Source organism: Kibdelosporangium banguiense, from assembly GCF_017876405.1.
GTDB classification, from domain to species: Bacteria; Actinomycetota; Actinomycetes; order Mycobacteriales; family Pseudonocardiaceae; genus Kibdelosporangium; species Kibdelosporangium banguiense.
In genome coordinates this window covers 962,622-980,048 of the sequence record NZ_JAGINW010000001.1, presented here as the reverse complement: position 1 = coordinate 980,048, position 17,427 = coordinate 962,622, and the positions used below count along the sequence as shown (strand labels likewise).

Sequence of the window (17,427 nt, the reverse complement as noted above, 5' to 3'; positions counted from 1 at the left end):
CACCACTGGACGCCCTCGCATGGGTCAGCGAGCGAACCAGCGGCCGCACAACCTGGCTCTGCCCCACCTGCGCCCGGACCCACGTCCGCGACATCGAAGGCAAACTCCCCGAAGAGTATTGGTGAGTCCCAGTCCAACCGGACTGGACCAACAGTTCGGAACTCGATCGCCCGGTTGCCTCAGTCCATGGGTTGGCCTCCGCAGAACTCCACGTCGATGAGCCTCTGCACATTCTTCGGGAAGGTCCCTGCCACGGACATCGGCACATCGTCCACATAGTTCACGGAGGCGGTCAGGGTCTTGCTGCCGTCGGGCGTGCTGTACATCAGCGTCCCGTAACCCTGGACGCCGCCGTTGTGCTGGAGAACGGTGACACCGCAGCTCAAGTCCTGCACGAACAGTCCGAGGCCGTAGCGGTAGTCGCCGCTCTTCGGGTGCGGCGTGCGCATTTCGGCCAGCAGCGCAGCCGGGAGGAGCCTGCCGCCTTGCAGCGCGGAGAAGAACTTGTGGAGATCCTGAGTGGTCGAGATCATGTCACCGCCGCTGGAGATCCAGGAGGGATTCTGGCGGCTGACGTCGACCGTCTTCTGCTGGCCGGCCTCCTCGTACCGGTAGTAGGCATGGGCGTGCGGCCCGGGGATCTCCGACTGAGTGGTCGGTGCCACGGTGCCCGATAATCCGAGCGGCCGCAGGATCCGCCGCTGCATCTCCTCGGCGTACGAGTGGCCCGTGACCTTCTCGATCAGCAGCCTGGCCAGCACGTAGTTGGTATTGGAGTAGCTCCAGTTCGTCCCTGGCTCGAACTTCGCCGGCTTGGACAACGCCAGCCGTACCAGCTCCTCCGGCTCGTAGGTGTGGAACCGATAGTTCACCCATTCCTTGTCCCGCCACAGGACCCCCGGTACGTACTTCCCGTCCGCGTCGAAATCGCCGGTGTGGTTGAACACACCGCTGGTGTGCTGCAACAACATCCGTACCGTGATCCGCCGATCCAACCCGAATTGGGGCAGGTAGCCGGCCACCGTGGAGTCCAGTCCGAGCGTGCCCTCGGCCACCAGCTGCAGCACGACGGTCGCGGTGAAGGTCTTGGTGACACTGCCCACCCGGAACCGCCCATTTGTCGGCGGCTTCGCGGCCTCACCCAGCTTGCGCACCCCTGCGCTGCCGGCCCACTCGCCCCGCTGATCGTGCACGCGCAGCTGCACCCCGGTGGAACCGGAATCCACAAACGCCTGCATGGCCTCTTGCAATTCTGGACGATCCCGCCCGACCTCAGTGTCGGCTGCGGTTGCCACCCCGGGTGCGGCTACGCCGGCCAACAGCGTGACTGCCACCGCCGCCACTCCAACCCGCCGGAAGGCCTGAGGCATCCGGCCCTTGCTGTTCTTGGTACCGCTGGTCATCGCTGAACTGGTCATGGCGGTAACGATCACCTCCTACCCTGACGTCGAACAGTCACAGCACTGACACCGCAACTGACATGGTGTCTCCTAGGAGAAAAGCGCAGCTCACCGAGGCAAGGTGACCCACCGAGCGGGGATTCGCGTGGTGATGTCCGCACGCTGGCGAGGCGAACTCAGGCCTAAGTGGACATTTTGGAATCGTGGGCGTGTGTTCACCTGTGAGCCGCAATGGTGTCCAGGGCGGAGTCGTTTCCCTGCGAAGTCGCCTGGCCATGCCCCACGTCGGACTTTCCACGCGATGATCGGCTGAAGCTGGATCCAGTCGCCCACCAACGAATGTGGTGCCGCTCGGTTGGCTTTACCCGGCGAAGGCGGCACTCTCCGCTCGGCAGAGGCAGCCGAAAACGTCGATCACCTCGCGGTCCAGATGATCCGACCCGCCGGTGTCCAGCCACCAGGCGTTGTCTCAGTCGCAGGCGACGCGACTGCGGTGCCGCACGACCGGATCCTGGAATGGCTGGCTGTCAGGCCAGGGTCGTTGTCATGCAGCCGGTTCAGTAGGCGACCTCGCTCCCGTGCTTGTGGATCGTCTTGCCGAAGCCGGTGCGTTGCCCCCATTGCCTGGTGTTGGCTGTGGGTTTCGGTAGGTACAGGTCCCGGGCACCTGTACCTGTGTTGGCTGCTCCGGTGGGGAAGCTGGACGTCGAAGTGTGGTGCTAACAGGTTCCGTAGTGCATGGGGCGGCATTCGATGGGCAGGCCGATGGCTTTCGCGATCTTCCGGCCCCATTCCAGGGCGGCGTCGAGGTCTTCGGCCTGGATGACGGTGAATCCGCCGATGTGTTCCTTGCCTTCGATGTACGGGCCGTCGGTCGTGAGCACTTCGCCGTCCTTGCTGTGCAGGACTGTGGCTGTGGTCGGTGGGTGCAGGCCGCCTGCGAAGACCCAGGCTCCGGCCTCCCTCAGTTCGGTGTTCACTTTGTCCAGTTCCTGCATGATCGGCTCCAGTACCTCCGGGGGCGGCGGGTCGCCGTCCGGCTGGTAGATGCTGAGCAAGTACTGCTTCATGGTTTGTTCCTCCTGGTTGAAGTCGGTCTGTCACCGTCTACACGAACGTGCCCGTCGCATATCGACACCTGGCGTCAGCCGGGTACGAAGATTTTTCCGGCTGCGGGGTCAGCGGGGGATTCGCCGGCCGGGCGGAATTGATCTTTGCCGGGGACGGGGCCCGGTTTGGGGCACGGTGTGCGCAGGGCGGGGTTGACCGAGGCGAAGGTGGATTCGACTGGAATGGGGGAGGTCATCGGTGGGCCTGCACTTTCGGGCGGGGACGGCTGGCGGCGTGAAGGAAACCGAGGGTGAGTTCGCGGACCACGTCTTCGGGGTTGCCGCGCAGTTCGGGCAGTGATGTCCGGACCAGTACGAGACCGGCTTTGGTGAAGCGTTCTTCCCGGCGGTCGGCGCCGTCGTCACGCTGGTTGTCGAAATCCCAGGCGAGGGCGACCTCGTCCCACCAGGCGTCGGCAACGCCCAGGGGTTTGCCGGAGCCGTTGTAGACCGGGACGTTCCATTCGGGATTGGGTACCGGCGCCTGGTTGATGACGCGCTTGGCCCAGCCTTGGTGGACTGTGCTTGTCAGCACTGGAGTCGCAGATTCGTCGAGCAATGGCCGTAGTGCTGCTGTGCCGCGTTGGGAGCAGGCTTTCAGTTCGGTGCGGATGTCGTCGAGTGAGCACAGCCCGGCATGGACGGGGGAGAAGAGAAGCATTCGCTGATCGGTTGGATCGCGGCTGTGGCGCGCCGCGTCGACGGCCGCGCGATGTGGCGGGGCGAATGGCAAACCATTGAGGATTACGGGTTTCGGCATTCTTGATGTGCGTTCCACTCGCACGTAGCCGCGGGCGGACAACCGCCGGTTGTCGGGGATCAGAATGCTTACTTCGGTTGTGTCGGTGAGGATCAGGTCGTGCTCACGCAGGGCCTCGGAGCCCGTGATCACGGCTTCGTTCCTCGCGTAGAGCACGGCGGCTTTCAGCCGTTGCCGCCTGTTGGGCGGGCTGTTGGCCAGGAGCAGGATTCCGGGCAGGATCGGCTGCCACGGTCCGCCAGGCCGGCATCGGGTCGCCAGCGAATAGTTCGAGTGCCCGGCCGCGACCATGTCACTTCGCCGGACGACACCGTCGACGAACGGGTTGCTGGGATGTTGTTCCAGGGCTGGTGTTCCGGTCATGCTTCGATCTTGCGGATCTGGCGGGATTCCGGAAAGAGGGCCGGCCCGGGCTGTGGACAACTTGGTCGTACCGGTGGGCCGTTCGTTCTGAGATGCCCTGGTCAGGCCACGAATCCTGGTTGCCAGCGCTCCACTATCTCCCGGGCGGGCAATTCCGCGTCCAGCTGGCAGAGAATGCCGGTCGAGCCGGCCAGCACACGATGGATCAGCAGATATTGGGGCGGCAGGTTCAGCGATCGGCCGGTGCGGAAGTCCTGTCCGCCCAGGTCACCGACACGCTCAGCCTGCCTCTGCATCCATTTCCTGGTGAAGTGGAACTTCTCGGACAACAACGGCTCCACGAACGGAGCCAGATAGGCGTGCACGTGCTCGGCCGGGACCTGCGTCCCCGGTCGCACGAAACCCTCGGCGCGCAGCGTCTCGAACAGGCTGTCGGAGTCGTCTTCCATCGCGAACCGCATCAGCCGCCCCAGCGGGGCGGGCAGCCCTTCGGACAGCCTTGCCACGCCACCGAAGTCGATCACGCACATCCGGCCGTCCTCGGCCAGCATGAAGTTGCCCGGGTGCGGATCGGCGTGCAGCAGGCCTGCCTTGGCCGGTGCCGAGTAGTGGAACTCGGCCAGCAGGTACCCGGCCTTGTCGCGCAGTTGCTTGTCGCCCTCGCGGATGATCTTGGCCAGCGGCATGCCGGAGACCCATTCACTGACCAGGACCTTCGGCGCGCTGGCGACCACCTTGGGCACGAGGAAGTGCTCGTCGCCGTCGTACGCCGTGGCCACCGTGCGCTGGTTGTCGGCCTCCTGGCGGTAATCCAGCTCCTCGGTCATCCGGGCGGTCAATTCGGCCAGCAGCGGTTTGATTTCCGTGCCCGGAACCAGCGCCTGGAACAATCGGCTAAAACGGGATAATTGGCGTAGATCGGACATCAATGCCTCGTCTGCGCCTGGGTACTGCACCTTGACCGCCACCGGCCTGCCGTCGTGCCAGACCGCGCGGTGCACCTGGCCGATGCTCGCGGACGCGGCCGGATCGTCGTCGAACTGCGAGAACCGGCTCCGCCAGGACCTGCCCAGCTGCTCGGCGAGCATCCGGTGGGTGGCGCGTGTGCTCATCGGCGGCGCTGCTGCCTGCAGTTTTGTCAGGGCTTCGCGATAGGGCGCGGCCATTTCGTCCGGCACCGCGGCCTCGAACACCGACAGCGCCTGGCCGAACTTCATCGCGCCGCCCTTGAGCTGCCCGAGGACCGCGAACAACTGCTCCGCCGTTTTCGCGGACATCTGTGCGCTGACCTCGGCGGCGTCGTGGCCGACGAGCCTTTTCCCCCAGCCGCCGACAACACGTCCGGCGACACCTAACGGGAGGCTGGCGAGCCGAGCCGTGCGGGCTACGGTCTTGCGCGGCATCTCGTTCACTAGCTGATTCTCCCCTGTGGATCGCCATTTCCGCAGCAATTTCGCTAATGGGCACCGCACGAGCAGTGCGGATGCGGCGGCCAAGATCGCCGGTCCAGCCTGCCATGGAAGGGATCAAGCTCCATGGTCGTGTTCCACGCCGGCGGCTGACTGTCGCCGCCGCTCAGCCATGCCAACGCCCGCATCACCTGCTCCGCGGCGAGCGCCGCTGTGGCATGTGCGCAGGTCAGGCCTGCTGGTTGGACCTGTCCGACCAGCTGCGCCGCAACAGTTGTCCAGCCACTGTCACGGTCCGCGCGATGAAGATCGGCACAGCTGAGACAGCTGCTGCGGCCGGGGACCACGAACGGCCCGACGATCCCGATGCCCTCACGAGCCCGCACGCCCAAGTGCGGAACTGAATCCGAGAGCAACCGAGTGACGACCTCGGGCGCGGGCACCATCGAATCGGTCAGAACTACCAAATCCGGACGCGAAACCCTGGCGTTGCCCAAGATCGACTGGGCGATGTCGCGCCGGGGTTTGCCGACATCCTCATCGCGATAGCCGGATCCTGTGTCCTCGGGCGCGACGAGACCGTCGGCCTGGACCTCGACTGCCCCGATGCCGGCTGACGCGAGCAACGTCGCGACGGCGATCCCGAGCCGCCCCGAACCATGCACCAGAACCGACGACTCCTTGCGTGCTGTGGCCAATTGGCCCGGTCGGTGCCCGGTCCGCAACGCCCACGCGGAAGCGTCGGCAGCCAGCCTCCCCGGCACTTTGGAGCGCGCCGCGTCGTCGATCAGGCCAAGATCGTGCAGTTCCCGCAGCAGCCCGGCCAGGGCCGGCCGCTCCTCCTCCGGGGTGCGCTCCAGCAGCTGCCTGGCCTGAACCTGGCCGTCCAGTCTTCGAACACTCTCCGCAACTGTTCTGGTTACTCCTTCGATCACCACAGCGTGCCGCGGATCCAGGCCGAGCTGGATCTCGTCGTCGCCGCGGCGCAGTACCGGCAGCCCCGCCAGCAACCTCGGCCGGCGTGGCAGTGAGCTTCCACGATGTGACATACCTCAAGGCTCGCAAGGGATGCGCGACGAACCAAACGTTTGTCCACAGGGGGCTGTGGGTGAAGGTCACCCTCCTGGCGAGTCCCAAATTGTCGGTGGGTGGTCGTACGGTTGTCGGGTGGCCGAACCAGTCGTCGAAGTACGTCGCAGCAAGCGGCGTACTCGGACAGTCACCGCGTACCGGGAGGGGGACGCTCTCATCGTCCTGCTCCCAGCTCGGATGACCAAGAAGGAAGAAGCGCATTGGGTCGCCGAGATGCAACGGCGCCTGTTGCGTAGCGAGTCCCGCCGCCGCTCGCCTGCGCGGACGTCGGACAGCGCGCTGCTCGATAGGTGCAACGAGCTCTCGGACCGGCATTTAGGCGGCGAAGCAGTGCCGCTGAGCGTTCGCTGGGTGCCACCCATGCGCACGCGTTGGGCATCTTGCACGCCCGTTGACCGGACTATCCGCGTCAGCGAGCGCCTGCGTGAGGTGCCGTCATGGGTATTGGACTACGTGCTGGTGCATGAGCTGGCGCACCTGCTCGTCCCAGGACACGATCAGGAGTTCTGGGGCCTGGTACAGCGTTATCCGCGGACCGAGCGGGCCATCGGGTATCTCGAGGGCCTGGCCTCGGCGGCGGGTTCCGGACCGATGGCCGAGGACTAGCGAGAGAACGGGAGAGAACGGCGTGAGGGCCGCCTCGGCTGCGCCGAGGCGGCCCTCACCCTCCTGAAAGATCTACTTGTCGTCGTCGTTCTTCTGCTCGCGCTCGGCTTGCTCGGTGCGCTGAAGTTCGGCGATCGGGTCGACGTCCGAGGTCGCTCCGATGCGGTCGGCGAACTCCATCGGGTCGTCCAGGTCCGCGGCCGTCGGCACGAGATCCGGGTGTGCCCACACGCCGTCACGCGCGTCGATGCCGTGCTTGTCGCCGACCAGACGCCACAACGCCGACGCGGCACGCAAGCGACGAGGCCGTAGCTCAAGGCCGACAAGCGTGGCGAAGGTCTGCTCAGTGGGACCGCCGGAAGCGCGCCGCCGACGCAATGTCTCGCGCAACGCGTCCGCACCCGGCAACCGGTCGCCAACCGCATCCGCGACCACCACGTCGACCCAGCCCTCGACCAGCGCGAGCAGGGTCTCCAGGCGCGCGAGGGCGACCTGCTGCTCAGGGGTGGTCTGCGGCTCGAGAATGCCGGACTGCATGGCCTGCTCGACCGACTGCGGGTTCGCCGGGTCGAACTGCGTCGCCAACTGCTCGAGAGCGGAGGTGTCCACAGTTATGCCACGAGCGAACTCTTCGACGGTGGCCAGCAACCGCTGACGCAGCCACGGAACGTGAGCGAACAGCCGTTGGTGCGCGGCCTCGCGCGCCGCGAGGTACACGAGCACCTCGCTCGCCGGACGCTCCAGCCCGTCGCTGAACTTGGAGATGTTCGCTGGAAGCAGAGCGCCGATGGCCTCCGGGCCGAGCGGCAGACCGATGTCGGTCGACGTCAGCACCTCGGCGCCGAGCTGGGCAAGCGCGTTGCCGAGCTGTGAACCGAACGCCATGCCGCCCATCTGGCTGACCATCGACAGCAGCGGACCGGCGGCCTCCTTGGCCTCGGCGGGGATCGCCTCGACCCAGGCCCCGGACATCCGCCTGGCCACCGGGTCACACAACCGCTGCCAGGTCGGCAGTGTCTTCTCCACCCAGTCCTTCGCGGTCCACGACTTGGTCGATGTCGCGCCGGCGGGCAGGATCGTCGCGGCGTCCAGCCACACCTCGGCCAGCCGGGCAGCGTCGGCCACCGCTTCCGGCGACTCCGCGCCGGCCGGCTCGGTCTCGGCGAGCCGCTGCATCGCGATCTGTTTGGCCAGGTCGTAGTTGACCGGCCCGGTCGATGTGCCTGCCTGGGTCAGCATCTGGCCGAGCTGGCTGAGCATCTGGCCGAGCTGGCTGAACGCGTCGAACGGGTTCTCCTGCCCACCGCCCGGCTGCTTTTCGGCAGGGTCCTTCTTACCTTTGTCCTCGGGCTCCGGCATATTGAAGCCGAAGGGGAACTCGTTCATACCTCCACGGTACGCGGGGTGGCGTAGTCGTAGGCTGTTGCCTCGTGAGTACTCCCAGCAAAGAGGCGACACAGGAGACCGACGCCGCCGCCGAACAGCGGGCGAAGGACGAACGCTGGCACCTGTCGCGGCGCGGCTGGACAGTTCTGCTGAGCTTCCTGATCGTCATCACGCTCGGCCTGGTCGGCGCGTTCGTGCCGGTGCCGTTCGTCGCACTCGGCCCTGGGCCGACCTACAACACCCTCGGTTCGGTCGACAAGACCGAGATCGTGCAGGTCGAAGGCACGCAGACGTACCCGACCACGGGTCAGCTGCGGATGACGACCGTGTCGCTGAAGCGTGAGGTCACTCTGTTCAGCGCGTTCGGACTGTGGGTGAGCGGGCGGTACGCGCTCGCGCCGCGCGAGGAGTACATCAAGCCGGGCCAGACCGAAGACGAGGTCCAGCAGCAAAACGTGAAAATGTTTCAGGATTCGCAGAGTGACGCCGAAGTGGCGGCACTGCGATACCTGGGCCACCCGGTGAAGGTCGTCGTCAGCGAGGTTACCTCAGGCGCGCCCGCCGACAAGATCATCGAGCCGGGCGATCGGCTGCTGCGCGTGAACGGCAAGCAGATCGTGCAGCAGGACGACGTGATCTCCGCGGTCGAGAGCACCCGGCCGGGACAGGCCATCGAGGTCGTGCTGCAGCGCAACGGGCAGGACCGGACAGTCTCGGTCACGCTCGGCAAAGCGCCCGACGACCGGCAGCAGGGCTACATGGGCATCCGCGGCGTCGACCGGGCGGACGTGCCGTTCAAGACCACGATCCACCTGCAGGATGTCGGCGGCCCGTCGGCCGGCCTGATCTTCTCGCTGGCGATCGTCGACCGGCTCACACCCGACGACCTCGCCGGCGGCCAGCCGATCGCCGGCACCGGCGAGATCGACGTGAAAGGCAACGTCGGGCCGATCGGTGGCATCGGCTTCAAACTGGTCGCGGCCGCCGAGGACGGCGCCAAGACATTCCTCGTCCCCGCCGAGAACTGCGCCGAGGCCAAAGCCGACCCGCCACCCGGCCTGCAACTGATCAAGGTCGAGAACCTGCCGGGCGCGGTCAAGGCCCTCGAGGACCGCAAGGCCGGCCGCCCAGTCCCCGGCTGCTGAACTCCCGGCTTTTCGCGGCCTGGCTGAGTCCCTGCTGTGGGTTGTGCTGGCCTTCGCCAGAAGTTCTTGTCAAGCGTTGAGATGGAACTTCACCCGCTCGTGCGAAGCCGGTGCGAACGGCCCACTCGCACCGGCTCACCCCTTGAAAACCCCTGCTCAGACCCCATTTCCGGTAGACTGGACCAGGGACGCCCCCCGGTGAGGGTGGGGGCTGTCTTCTTTTGTAAGGGGCGGGCTGGGCGGGGGCGGCTTTGCGTTTGGGGGTTTGGGGAAGGCTCTTCCTGGAGTGGGGCTGAGTCTTTTCCGGGGAGGGGCGGCTCACCTTTGGGAAGGGCTCTTTGGGGTGAGGTGGCTTTGTTCGGGGATCTCTGTTTTTGGGCGAGCTGTATCTGGGCTGGGAGCGGGGGCTTGGTGGCTGAGGGGATGGGGCTGATCAGCCAGCGTGCCGCCGAGTTTGAGGACTGGGACCGCGCACTCGAGGCGGGGCGCTGGGGTCAGGAGAAGGTGGCGTGGAGAGCTGCCGTGAGGTTGGGGGCCAGGTCTGGGCTGGTGACTAGGTCGTCGTGGTTGCGCAGGCGCATGACGCAGGCCTCGCCGCCGTTGCGGAGGACGGCTGCCACCAGGCGGGCTTCCTGGCGGTCGGGGTGCTCGGCCACCAGTTGACGGAGGTGTTCTTCGTCTTCTGCGTCGTCCACTTCCGCTTCGGCTTCGGGTGGGAGCACGACTATCTCCTGGACCAGGGCGCAGCCTTGGACCGCGTCCGGCCACATGATGCCGGCCAGGGCTTCGCCCAGGTCACCATCTGGCAACGAATCCTGGGCTATCGGGGTCAGGGTCGAGGCCGGGTCGAGCTGGTCGGCCAGTTCTGGCTGCATCTTCATCAGCTCGGCTGTGGCTACCAGGGCGAAGAGCTGCGGTGGCTGGTCCCAGCCCGCCGCGTCCACGAACTGCTCTACCTCTTTGGCCACGGCTGGCAGGTCATCTGTAGTGCTCGGCACGACCGACATGGTCGCACTCACCGATCCGGTGACGGGAACCGGAACACCGTCCGTAGAGTTGGACATCTAGGACAGCTGTCGAGCGCGTGGCTGTCTGCCAGAGAAAAGATCGCTATTCCAGGAGCGTGTCCAGTGGCCTCTCGGCCCTCGATCGGCTTGCCGAAGCTGTCTCGCCGCAGCCGCATCCTGCTGATCATCGCGGCGGTACTCGTCCTCGCCCTCATCCTCGGCAACCGGCTGATCGAAACTTATGTCGACTGGCTGTGGTTCGGGGAGGTCGGCTTCCGGTCGGTGTTCACCACCGAGGTGCTGACCAGGATCGGGTTGTTCTTCGCCGTCGCGATCTTCGTCGGCGGGTTGCTCGCGGTCAGCCTGACCATCGCGTATCGCACCCGGCCGGTCTTCGTGCCGGTGTCCGGGGCCGAGGATCCGCTAGCCAGATACCGCTCCACCGTTGTGCAGCGGATCCGCCTGTTCGGCATCGGCCTCCCGGTGGTCACCGGTGTGATCTCCGGCTGGGCCGCGCAGGGCGACTGGCAGAAGATCCAGCTGATGTTCAACGCCGTCCCGTTCGGCCAGACCGACCCCGAGTTCAACATCGACATCGGCTTCTACGCGTTCAAGCTGCCGTTCTACGAGTGGCTGATCAGCTGGTTCTACGTCGCGCTCGTTGTCGCTTTCATCGGTGCGGTCGTCACCCACTATGTCTTCGGCGGGATCCGGCTGGCCGGTCGCGGCGGGCAGCTGTCGGGCCCGGCCCGGGTGCATCTGTCCACCGTCGCCGGCGTGTTCGTGCTGGTTTACGCGGTCGACTACTTCTTCGACCGGTATGAGCTGCTGTTCTCCACCCGCAACGACACCTTCACCGGTGCCACGTACACCGACCTCAACGCGGTGATGCCAGCCAAGCTGATCCTGATGTCGATCGCGATCTTCTGTGCGATCGCGTTCTTCGTCGGCGCGTTCATGCGCAACCTGCAGCTGCCGGCGATCGCGCTGGTCCTGCTGGTGCTGTCCGGCCTGCTGGTCGGCGTCGCCTGGCCCGCCGTGCTGGACCAGTTCTCGGTCAAGCCGAACGCCAACGAGAAGGAGGCCAAGTCGATCGAACGCAACCTGATCGCCACAAAACAGGCGTTCGGGCTGACCGACGACAAGGTCACCATCGACGAGTACCGGGCGGGCACGGCCGACACCTCGGCCAGTGAGATCCGCAACGACACCGGCACTATCCCGAACGTCCGGCTGCTCGACCCGAGCATCCTGTCGCCCACGTTCACCCAGCGCGAGGCCCGCGCGAACTTCTACGGCTTCCCGGACAAGCTGGACGTCGACCGCTACAAGGTCGACGGCAAGGTCCAGGACTACGTCGTGGCGGTCCGCGAGATCAAGTCGTCCGGTCTGACCGAGCAGCAGAACTCGTGGATCAACCGGCACATGGTCTACACGCACGGCAACGGCTTCGTGGCCGCGCCGGCGAACACGATCGACCGTGCACCCGCGCCCGTGGGCACCACCAGCAGCCAACAGGGTGGCTATCCGGAGTTCACGGTCAGCGACCTGAACGCGATCGCCGCCAAGACGCCGATGGACATCCCGGTCACCGAGCCGCGGATCTACTACGGCGAGCTGGCCACCACGTACGCGATCGTCGGCGGCAAGCAGGGCGAGGCCCCAGGCGAGTACGACACCCCCAACGACAGCGAGTACCTGTACAAGGGTTCTGGCGGTGTGCCGATCGACGGCCTGCTCAACCGGCTGGTGTTCGCCGCGCACGAGGGCGAGCGGAACATCCTGTTCAACACCGGTATCGGTGAAGGCTCGAAGATCATGTACAACCGTGATCCGCGCGACCGCGTCACCAAGGCGGCGCCGTGGCTGACCGTGGACACGGACCCGTACCCCGCGGTCGTCAACGGCCGGATCCTCTGGATCGTCGACGGCTACACGACGCTCGACAACTACCCGTACTCGCAGTCCACGTCGCTCGGCCAGGTCACCACCGACTCGCTCGCCGGTGTCCCGCGTCAGCAGGACCGCAAGATCGGCTACATCCGTAACTCGGTCAAGGCGACAGTCGACGCGTACGACGGCACAGTGACGCTGTACGGCATCGACGAACAGGACCCAGTGCTCAAGGCGTGGTCCGGCGTGTTCCCTGGGACCGTGAAGCCGAACTCGGCTGTGCCCGAGCAGTTGCGGGAGCACTTCCGCTACCCCGAAGACCTGTTCAAGGTGCAGCGTGACCTGCTGGCGAAGTACCACGTCAAGTCGCCGCAGGAGTTCTTCAGCACCCTGAGCTTCTGGGACGTGCCGGCCGACCCGACCAAGGAAGGCGGCGAGACCGGCAGCGCCGCCAAGCAGCCGCCGTACTACGTCCTGGCTCAGGCACCTGGGCAGACGCGTCCCACATTCCAGGTGACCAGTGCCTTGACGGCCTTCCGGCAGCAGTTCCTGGCCGCATGGGTGTCCGTGTCCTCCGAACCACAGGACTACGGCAAGTTCAGAGTCCTGCGACTACCCACCGAAGGCGATACGACACCGGGTCCCAACCAGGTCCAGAACCAGATGCGGACCACGGACAAGTTCACCCAAGAGAGAACGCTGTTCCAGAACACCGGCGTCGACGTGAGATACGGAAACCTGCTGACCCTCCCGGTCGGCGGTGGACTGATCTACGTCGAACCGATCTACCTCCAGCAGAAGGACGTCAACGCGTTCCCGCAGCTGGCGCGCGTGCTGGTGGCGTACAAGAACCGCGTCGGATTCGCTGCGACCCTGTCCGAGGCTCTGGACCAGGTCTTCGGCGCGGGCAGCGGCCAGTCCACGACCCAGCCGGGTGAAGGCCCGGGGAACACGACACCGACAAGTCCGACTAGTCCCACAAGTCCGACAAGTCCGCCGCCCAGTGGTGGCGGAGGCGGTGCGTCCCCTGCGCTGAACCAGGCCATCACCGACATCCAGACTGCGATCGGCAAGCTCAAGACGGCGCAGCAGAGCGGCAACCTCGGCGACCTCGGCAAGGCGATCGAAGACCTCGACGCCGCCACCAAGAGGTACGACCAGGCCAAAGCCGCGGCCGGAGCGTCCTCGCCGTCATCACCACCGCCCAGCGGCCCACCCTCCTCACCCACCCCGGGACAAGGCGGCGGCTGACCAGGCATAGCCGGACAACCCGCCGGGCCACCCCGACACAGCGTCGGAGGTGGCCCGGCGGCATTTTCAGGGACCCGAAAGTGACCCAGGACACCAGAGGGCCACCCGATTTGCTAACCCCGGCAACCACCCAGTAAAGTAAAAGACACAACGACGCGGGGTGGAGCAGCTCGGTAGCTCGCTGGGCTCATAACCCAGAGGTCGCAGGTTCAAATCCTGTCCCCGCTACGCAGCGTGGCAGCCCCTTGTTTGCAGAATGCGCAAACGGGGGGCTGTTTCGCATTATATTTGGGGGCCGAGCCCCCCAAACCCCCCACGGTGCGGTTGGGTGCTGAACCAGCGCTGGGCGCTTTGGGGTTGGGGGGCTAGAAGCGGCGGCGGTATTCGGCGGGGGAGATTCCTAGGGTTCTTATGAAGGCGCGGCGCATTGTTTCCGGGGTTCCGTAGCCGCAGTCTTTGGCTACTCGGCCTATGCCTGCGTCTGTGTCTTCCAGACGGCGGCGGGCTTCTTCCAGGCGGACGCGGTCGACGTAGCGTCCGGGGGTCATTCCTGTTTCTGCTGTGAAGACCCGGGCGAACTGTCGTGGGGACAGGTTTGCGCGTTCTGCCAGGGCTTCTACGGACAACTTCGCGGTTGGGTGCTCAGTTATCCATTGCTGTACTTCGCGTAGGGGACGGCGTTCAGCGGACTGGGCGGTCAGTTGTGCGCTGAATTGCGTCTGGTTTCCAGGTCGGCGTAGGAACATCACCAGGTGGCGGGCGATCGCCAGGGCGGCGTCCCGGCCGAGATCTTCTTCGACCAGGGCGAGTGTCAAGTCGATTCCGCTGGTTACGCCTGCGGAGGTGGCTACTTTGCCGTCTCGGACGAAGATGGGTTCTGGATCTACGGTCACTTCTGGGAAGGTTCTGGCGAGCGTTCCGCAGACCGACCAGTGGGTTGTGGCTTTGCGGCCGTTGAGGAGTCCTGCTTCGGCCAGGAGGAAGGCTCCGCTGCAGACCGAGACGATGCGTTCGGCCGCCTCGGCTTTCTGGCGGAGCCACTCGACGATCTCCGGCTGGCCGTCCTTTGTGCCCGCGCCGCCCGGGACGACGATCGTGTGGGGGCGTGGTGCGTCCCAGAGGCCGACGTCCGGCGTGATCCGCAGGCCGGAGGCACTTCGGATCACGCCACCCCCGACGGACGCCGTGAGCACCTTGTAGGCGTCCCGGTGCAGGTAGCGGCCGGCGCCGGTGAAGACCTCCAAGGGCCCGGTCACGTCGAGGCTCTGGATCCCGTCGAACAGGGGGATGAGCACGACCTTCGCCATACCTCCATCGTGGTCCTGACCTGCGACGACCGCAATGACGGGAAACCCACTTTTTCTGCCATGGACCCCGGTGAAAACGGCTCGACAGCGCGGTGTAGAGTTCTCCACATAACAACGACGCGGGGTGGAGCAGCTCGGTAGCTCGCTGGGCTCATAACCCAGAGGTCGCAGGTTCAAATCCTGTCCCCGCTACATAGTTGAGGCAGCCCCTGTTCGCGGAAATCGTGGACAGGGGCTGTTTCGCATTGTGGGAGGGTCGAACCCCCACGGTGCGGTTGGGTGCTGAACCAGTGGTGGGTGCTTGGGCTTCGCTCTGATGTTGATCATTGGGGGGTGGCTGGGTGGGAGAGTTCGTTGTAGAGGGTTGGGGCTGTGGCCTGCTTTTTCCTTGTAAGACCGGGCTTGCGGTGGTTCCACTTTGAGCGGTGGTGTGCAGTGTGGCCGGTGTGAGTAGAGCGGGTGGATGACGGGCACTGTCGTGCCGGTGCCGGTATGTGCTTGCAGGACTGGACGTTGGACGCGTTGCGGCAGGAAACCGTTGGCAGTCATGCGTCGGGGCCGCGGTGTCAGTGTCACGCGTGACACTCAGGTGAGCTGAACCGGATCATCCACGGCGAGGCTCAAAGCCCGCCGTGGTACGCGAATGTGGACTTCTTCGGCGCGCGGTGCAAGTACGTTCCGTTCTCAGGCAGCTCCCGGCGATAGGCCAGTCGGTTGAAACCGTCCTTGGGTCCCGTACGCGTAGTGAAGTGGTCCCCGGGATTTTCGGATGTCCACAGTGGAAACTGGCCTCGCCACGGCGGGTAATCGCATGACCGCGTTCCGCAACGCGGTTACTGGATCATCTGCCAGTCCTGGGAATGGCCGGTAATAGCTGGTGAACGACCGTTGGCCGTCCATCGGGGGCGCCTCGGCGCGCCGACCGTGTTCGGTTCGTGGTCGAGCTGGCACACTGGGCACATGGAGCTCGTGCCGCCCTCACCGGAGATGGAGGCCTTGTTTTCCCGGCAGGAGGCTGAATACGAGCGCCTGGTCCGGGCAAGCTCGTTGCCCTTGCTCGGGATGGCCGAACCCGCACCACAGCCGCGCTTACTCGGTGAGGCGGAGATCAACGACGGGATCGTGGAAAGTATCGGGCTCGCGTACGGCGACCTGATGCGGCCAAGCGGACCGCTCGTGCAGGTGCACACAGCGCGCTGGCTGGACGCTCGCAACCCTCCGGACCTGCGGTGGTTTCTGGAGAACGCGCTGGACAGCATGGATGACAACGGCCCGGTCGCGGGAGATCCCGTCCCGGCGCACGTGATTGTGAACGGAACGCCACGGCCGGCCTCGCTGCTGCGCACCAGGCGCAAGATGTGGGCAGCCCGTTGCTGGCACCAGGACTCCGATGTGATCGTCGTCGCCCGGGAGTGGGAGCTGGCGGCCACGCATCTGGTGGCAGTGCCCAATCTCGAGACTTTCCTTCGCGGACGTAGGGAATATCTGCGGGATCTGCGCGCCAACCCGCCGACAATGCCGATCATGGACCGGCCTTTCGACGTCGCCACAGCGCATCGCTCGCTGATCGACGCGACGCTCTCGCGCAGTCTTCAGCTGGAAGCCGCTGCGCGCGAAGGACGTCCGCCCCGGCTGCGCGGCAACGCCCGTAAGCACGGGGAACTCTGGGAAGCGGCCGTCCGGGCGCAGATGCATCTGGCCGATCAGTCCAGACAGGACGCCAACGAGGTTGTCACCATTCTGGTTAACCAGTTGGGCCGTTTGCAGGAGAAGGCACCCTGGTTCACAGACAAGCGGCTGCGCGACGCCGCGGTGACCGAGACTCTCTTGTACTGGACAGGGATGCGCCTTGAGCTGTTGAGCCGTCCGGCCCAAGAGATCTGGCGGACCGTTTGGGCGTCTCAACGCGGCTGGATGCCCGATCCGTTCGCCCATCAGGAAAGAACTTCTCGGGAACATGATGATTCGTTGCGGCGCTGGCACGCGGAGCTGATGACCGGTCAGGACGAATGGCTTCGTGCCTGGTCGGAGTGGGTGCGAAAGAAGCAGTACTGAGCCAATCGGGTGTACTTGCGACATCCGGGTGACCGATTAGCCATTGTGGACAGAACGCATGCCCATTGTGGACAGCGAGAGAAATTCATGGCACGGTGGGTAGGTGTCTGAATTGAACGCAACAGCCGCGGCTCTGCTCGGCTTGCTCCATGACGGCCCGAAGACGGGTGGCCAGCTGGTCGCGGTGGCCCGTGAGCGCTTTGGCGCGTTCTTCAGCGTCACGCGCAGCCAGGTCTACCGCGAGCTTCCCGCGCTGGCCGACGCCGGCCTTGTCCGCCTTGGCAAGCAAGGTCCCCGTTCCAGCCAGCAGTACCTGATCACGGCCGCAGGCAAGAAGGCCTTCAAGACCTGGCTTGCCTCCGAGCCTGGTCCAGACCATCTGCGCAGCCCGCTGATCCTGCGCCTCGTGCACGCCAGCAACCTGACCGCGAAGCAGCGCACCGCGTTGGTCGACACCGCTCGGCAGGCGTACAACGCCGAGCTGGAAGAGGCCCGCAACTCGGTCAAGAGCACTGACGACAACTACGCGAAGGCGATCGGCGAGTTCGCAGTGGCCCGTGCCAGGGCGGCACTGAAACTGCTCGACGCTGTCCCGAAAGACTGAACAAATGCGCCGGTCGGCTCATTACAGGCCGACCGGCAAC

The 17,427-nt window shown here is 65.6% G+C and carries 13 protein-coding genes and 2 tRNA genes; 7 read left to right on the top strand and 8 right to left on the bottom strand.

Features of this window, described 5'->3' with window-relative positions; all coding sequences use genetic code 11:
• Nucleotides 1-179: 179 nt before the first annotated feature.
• From JOF56_RS04650 to JOF56_RS04630, 5 genes are all read right to left on the bottom strand, one after another.
• Nucleotides 180-1,418, bottom strand: a complete 1,239-nt coding sequence (locus JOF56_RS04650) for a serine hydrolase domain-containing protein (RefSeq protein ID WP_209634844.1) — start codon at nt 1,416-1,418, stop codon at nt 180-182.
• A gap of 701 nt (nt 1,419-2,119) precedes the next feature.
• Complete coding sequence (locus JOF56_RS04645) at nt 2,120-2,470, bottom strand: YciI family protein (protein ID WP_209634841.1); 351 nt, start codon at nt 2,468-2,470, stop codon at nt 2,120-2,122.
• A gap of 232 nt (nt 2,471-2,702) precedes the next feature.
• Nucleotides 2,703-3,632 carry a hypothetical protein gene (locus JOF56_RS04640; RefSeq protein WP_209634838.1) on the bottom strand — a complete coding sequence of 310 codons (930 nt, stop codon included), beginning with the start codon at nt 3,630-3,632 and terminating at the stop codon, nt 2,703-2,705.
• Nucleotides 3,633-3,733: 101 nt separating this feature from the next.
• Nucleotides 3,734-5,035 (bottom strand): ABC1 kinase family protein, encoded by a 1,302-nt coding sequence (locus tag JOF56_RS04635; protein WP_209648003.1) that lies wholly within the window; start codon nt 5,033-5,035, stop codon nt 3,734-3,736.
• A 53-nt stretch (nt 5,036-5,088) separates the two neighbouring features.
• Complete coding sequence (locus JOF56_RS04630) at nt 5,089-6,090, bottom strand: ThiF family adenylyltransferase (protein ID WP_209634834.1); 1,002 nt, start codon at nt 6,088-6,090, stop codon at nt 5,089-5,091.
• Nucleotides 6,091-6,208: 118 nt separating this feature from the next.
• Between JOF56_RS04630 and JOF56_RS04625 the strand changes: the two genes are divergently transcribed.
• Entirely contained in the window at nt 6,209-6,739 is a 531-nt protein-coding gene (locus JOF56_RS04625; protein ID WP_307854920.1) for a M48 metallopeptidase family protein, read from the top strand.
• 72 nt (nt 6,740-6,811) lie between these two features.
• Here JOF56_RS04625 and JOF56_RS04620 read toward each other — a convergent pair whose 3' ends face one another.
• Nucleotides 6,812-8,125 carry a zinc-dependent metalloprotease gene (locus JOF56_RS04620; protein ID WP_209634828.1) on the bottom strand — a complete coding sequence of 438 codons (1,314 nt, stop codon included), beginning with the start codon at nt 8,123-8,125 and terminating at the stop codon, nt 6,812-6,814.
• Nucleotides 8,126-8,169: 44 nt separating this feature from the next.
• Between JOF56_RS04620 and JOF56_RS04615 the strand changes: the two genes are divergently transcribed.
• Complete coding sequence (locus tag JOF56_RS04615; protein WP_307854919.1) at nt 8,170-9,270, top strand: YlbL family protein; 1,101 nt, start codon at nt 8,170-8,172, stop codon at nt 9,268-9,270.
• Between the two features lie 494 nt (nt 9,271-9,764).
• On the opposite strand, the gene JOF56_RS04610 is transcribed toward JOF56_RS04615, so the two are convergent.
• Complete coding sequence (locus JOF56_RS04610) at nt 9,765-10,277, bottom strand: PPA1309 family protein (RefSeq protein WP_209648001.1); 513 nt, start codon at nt 10,275-10,277, stop codon at nt 9,765-9,767.
• Nucleotides 10,278-10,400: 123 nt separating this feature from the next.
• On the opposite strand from JOF56_RS04610, the gene JOF56_RS04605 reads away from it, so the two are divergent.
• On the top strand, nt 10,401-13,421 hold the full coding sequence (locus tag JOF56_RS04605) for a UPF0182 family protein (protein ID WP_209634826.1): 3,021 nt from the start codon (nt 10,401-10,403) through the stop codon (nt 13,419-13,421).
• A 154-nt stretch (nt 13,422-13,575) separates the two neighbouring features.
• Nucleotides 13,576-13,649: transfer RNA gene (locus JOF56_RS04600), tRNA-Met, on the top strand.
• 137 nt (nt 13,650-13,786) lie between these two features.
• On the opposite strand, the gene JOF56_RS04595 is transcribed toward JOF56_RS04600, so the two are convergent.
• Complete coding sequence (locus tag JOF56_RS04595) at nt 13,787-14,728, bottom strand: GlxA family transcriptional regulator (protein ID WP_209634823.1); 942 nt, start codon at nt 14,726-14,728, stop codon at nt 13,787-13,789.
• A 118-nt stretch (nt 14,729-14,846) separates the two neighbouring features.
• Here JOF56_RS04595 and JOF56_RS04590 point away from each other — a divergent pair.
• From JOF56_RS04590 to JOF56_RS04580, 3 genes are all read left to right on the top strand, one after another.
• Nucleotides 14,847-14,920, top strand: a tRNA-Met gene (locus JOF56_RS04590).
• 768 nt (nt 14,921-15,688) lie between these two features.
• A complete protein-coding gene (locus JOF56_RS04585; protein WP_209634820.1) occupies nt 15,689-16,783 on the top strand; it encodes a hypothetical protein in 1,095 nt (364 codons plus the stop codon).
• A 103-nt stretch (nt 16,784-16,886) separates the two neighbouring features.
• Nucleotides 16,887-17,387, top strand: coding sequence for a PadR family transcriptional regulator (locus JOF56_RS04580; RefSeq protein ID WP_209634817.1), 501 nt, complete (start codon nt 16,887-16,889; stop codon nt 17,385-17,387).
• Nucleotides 17,388-17,427: the final 40 nt, after the last annotated feature.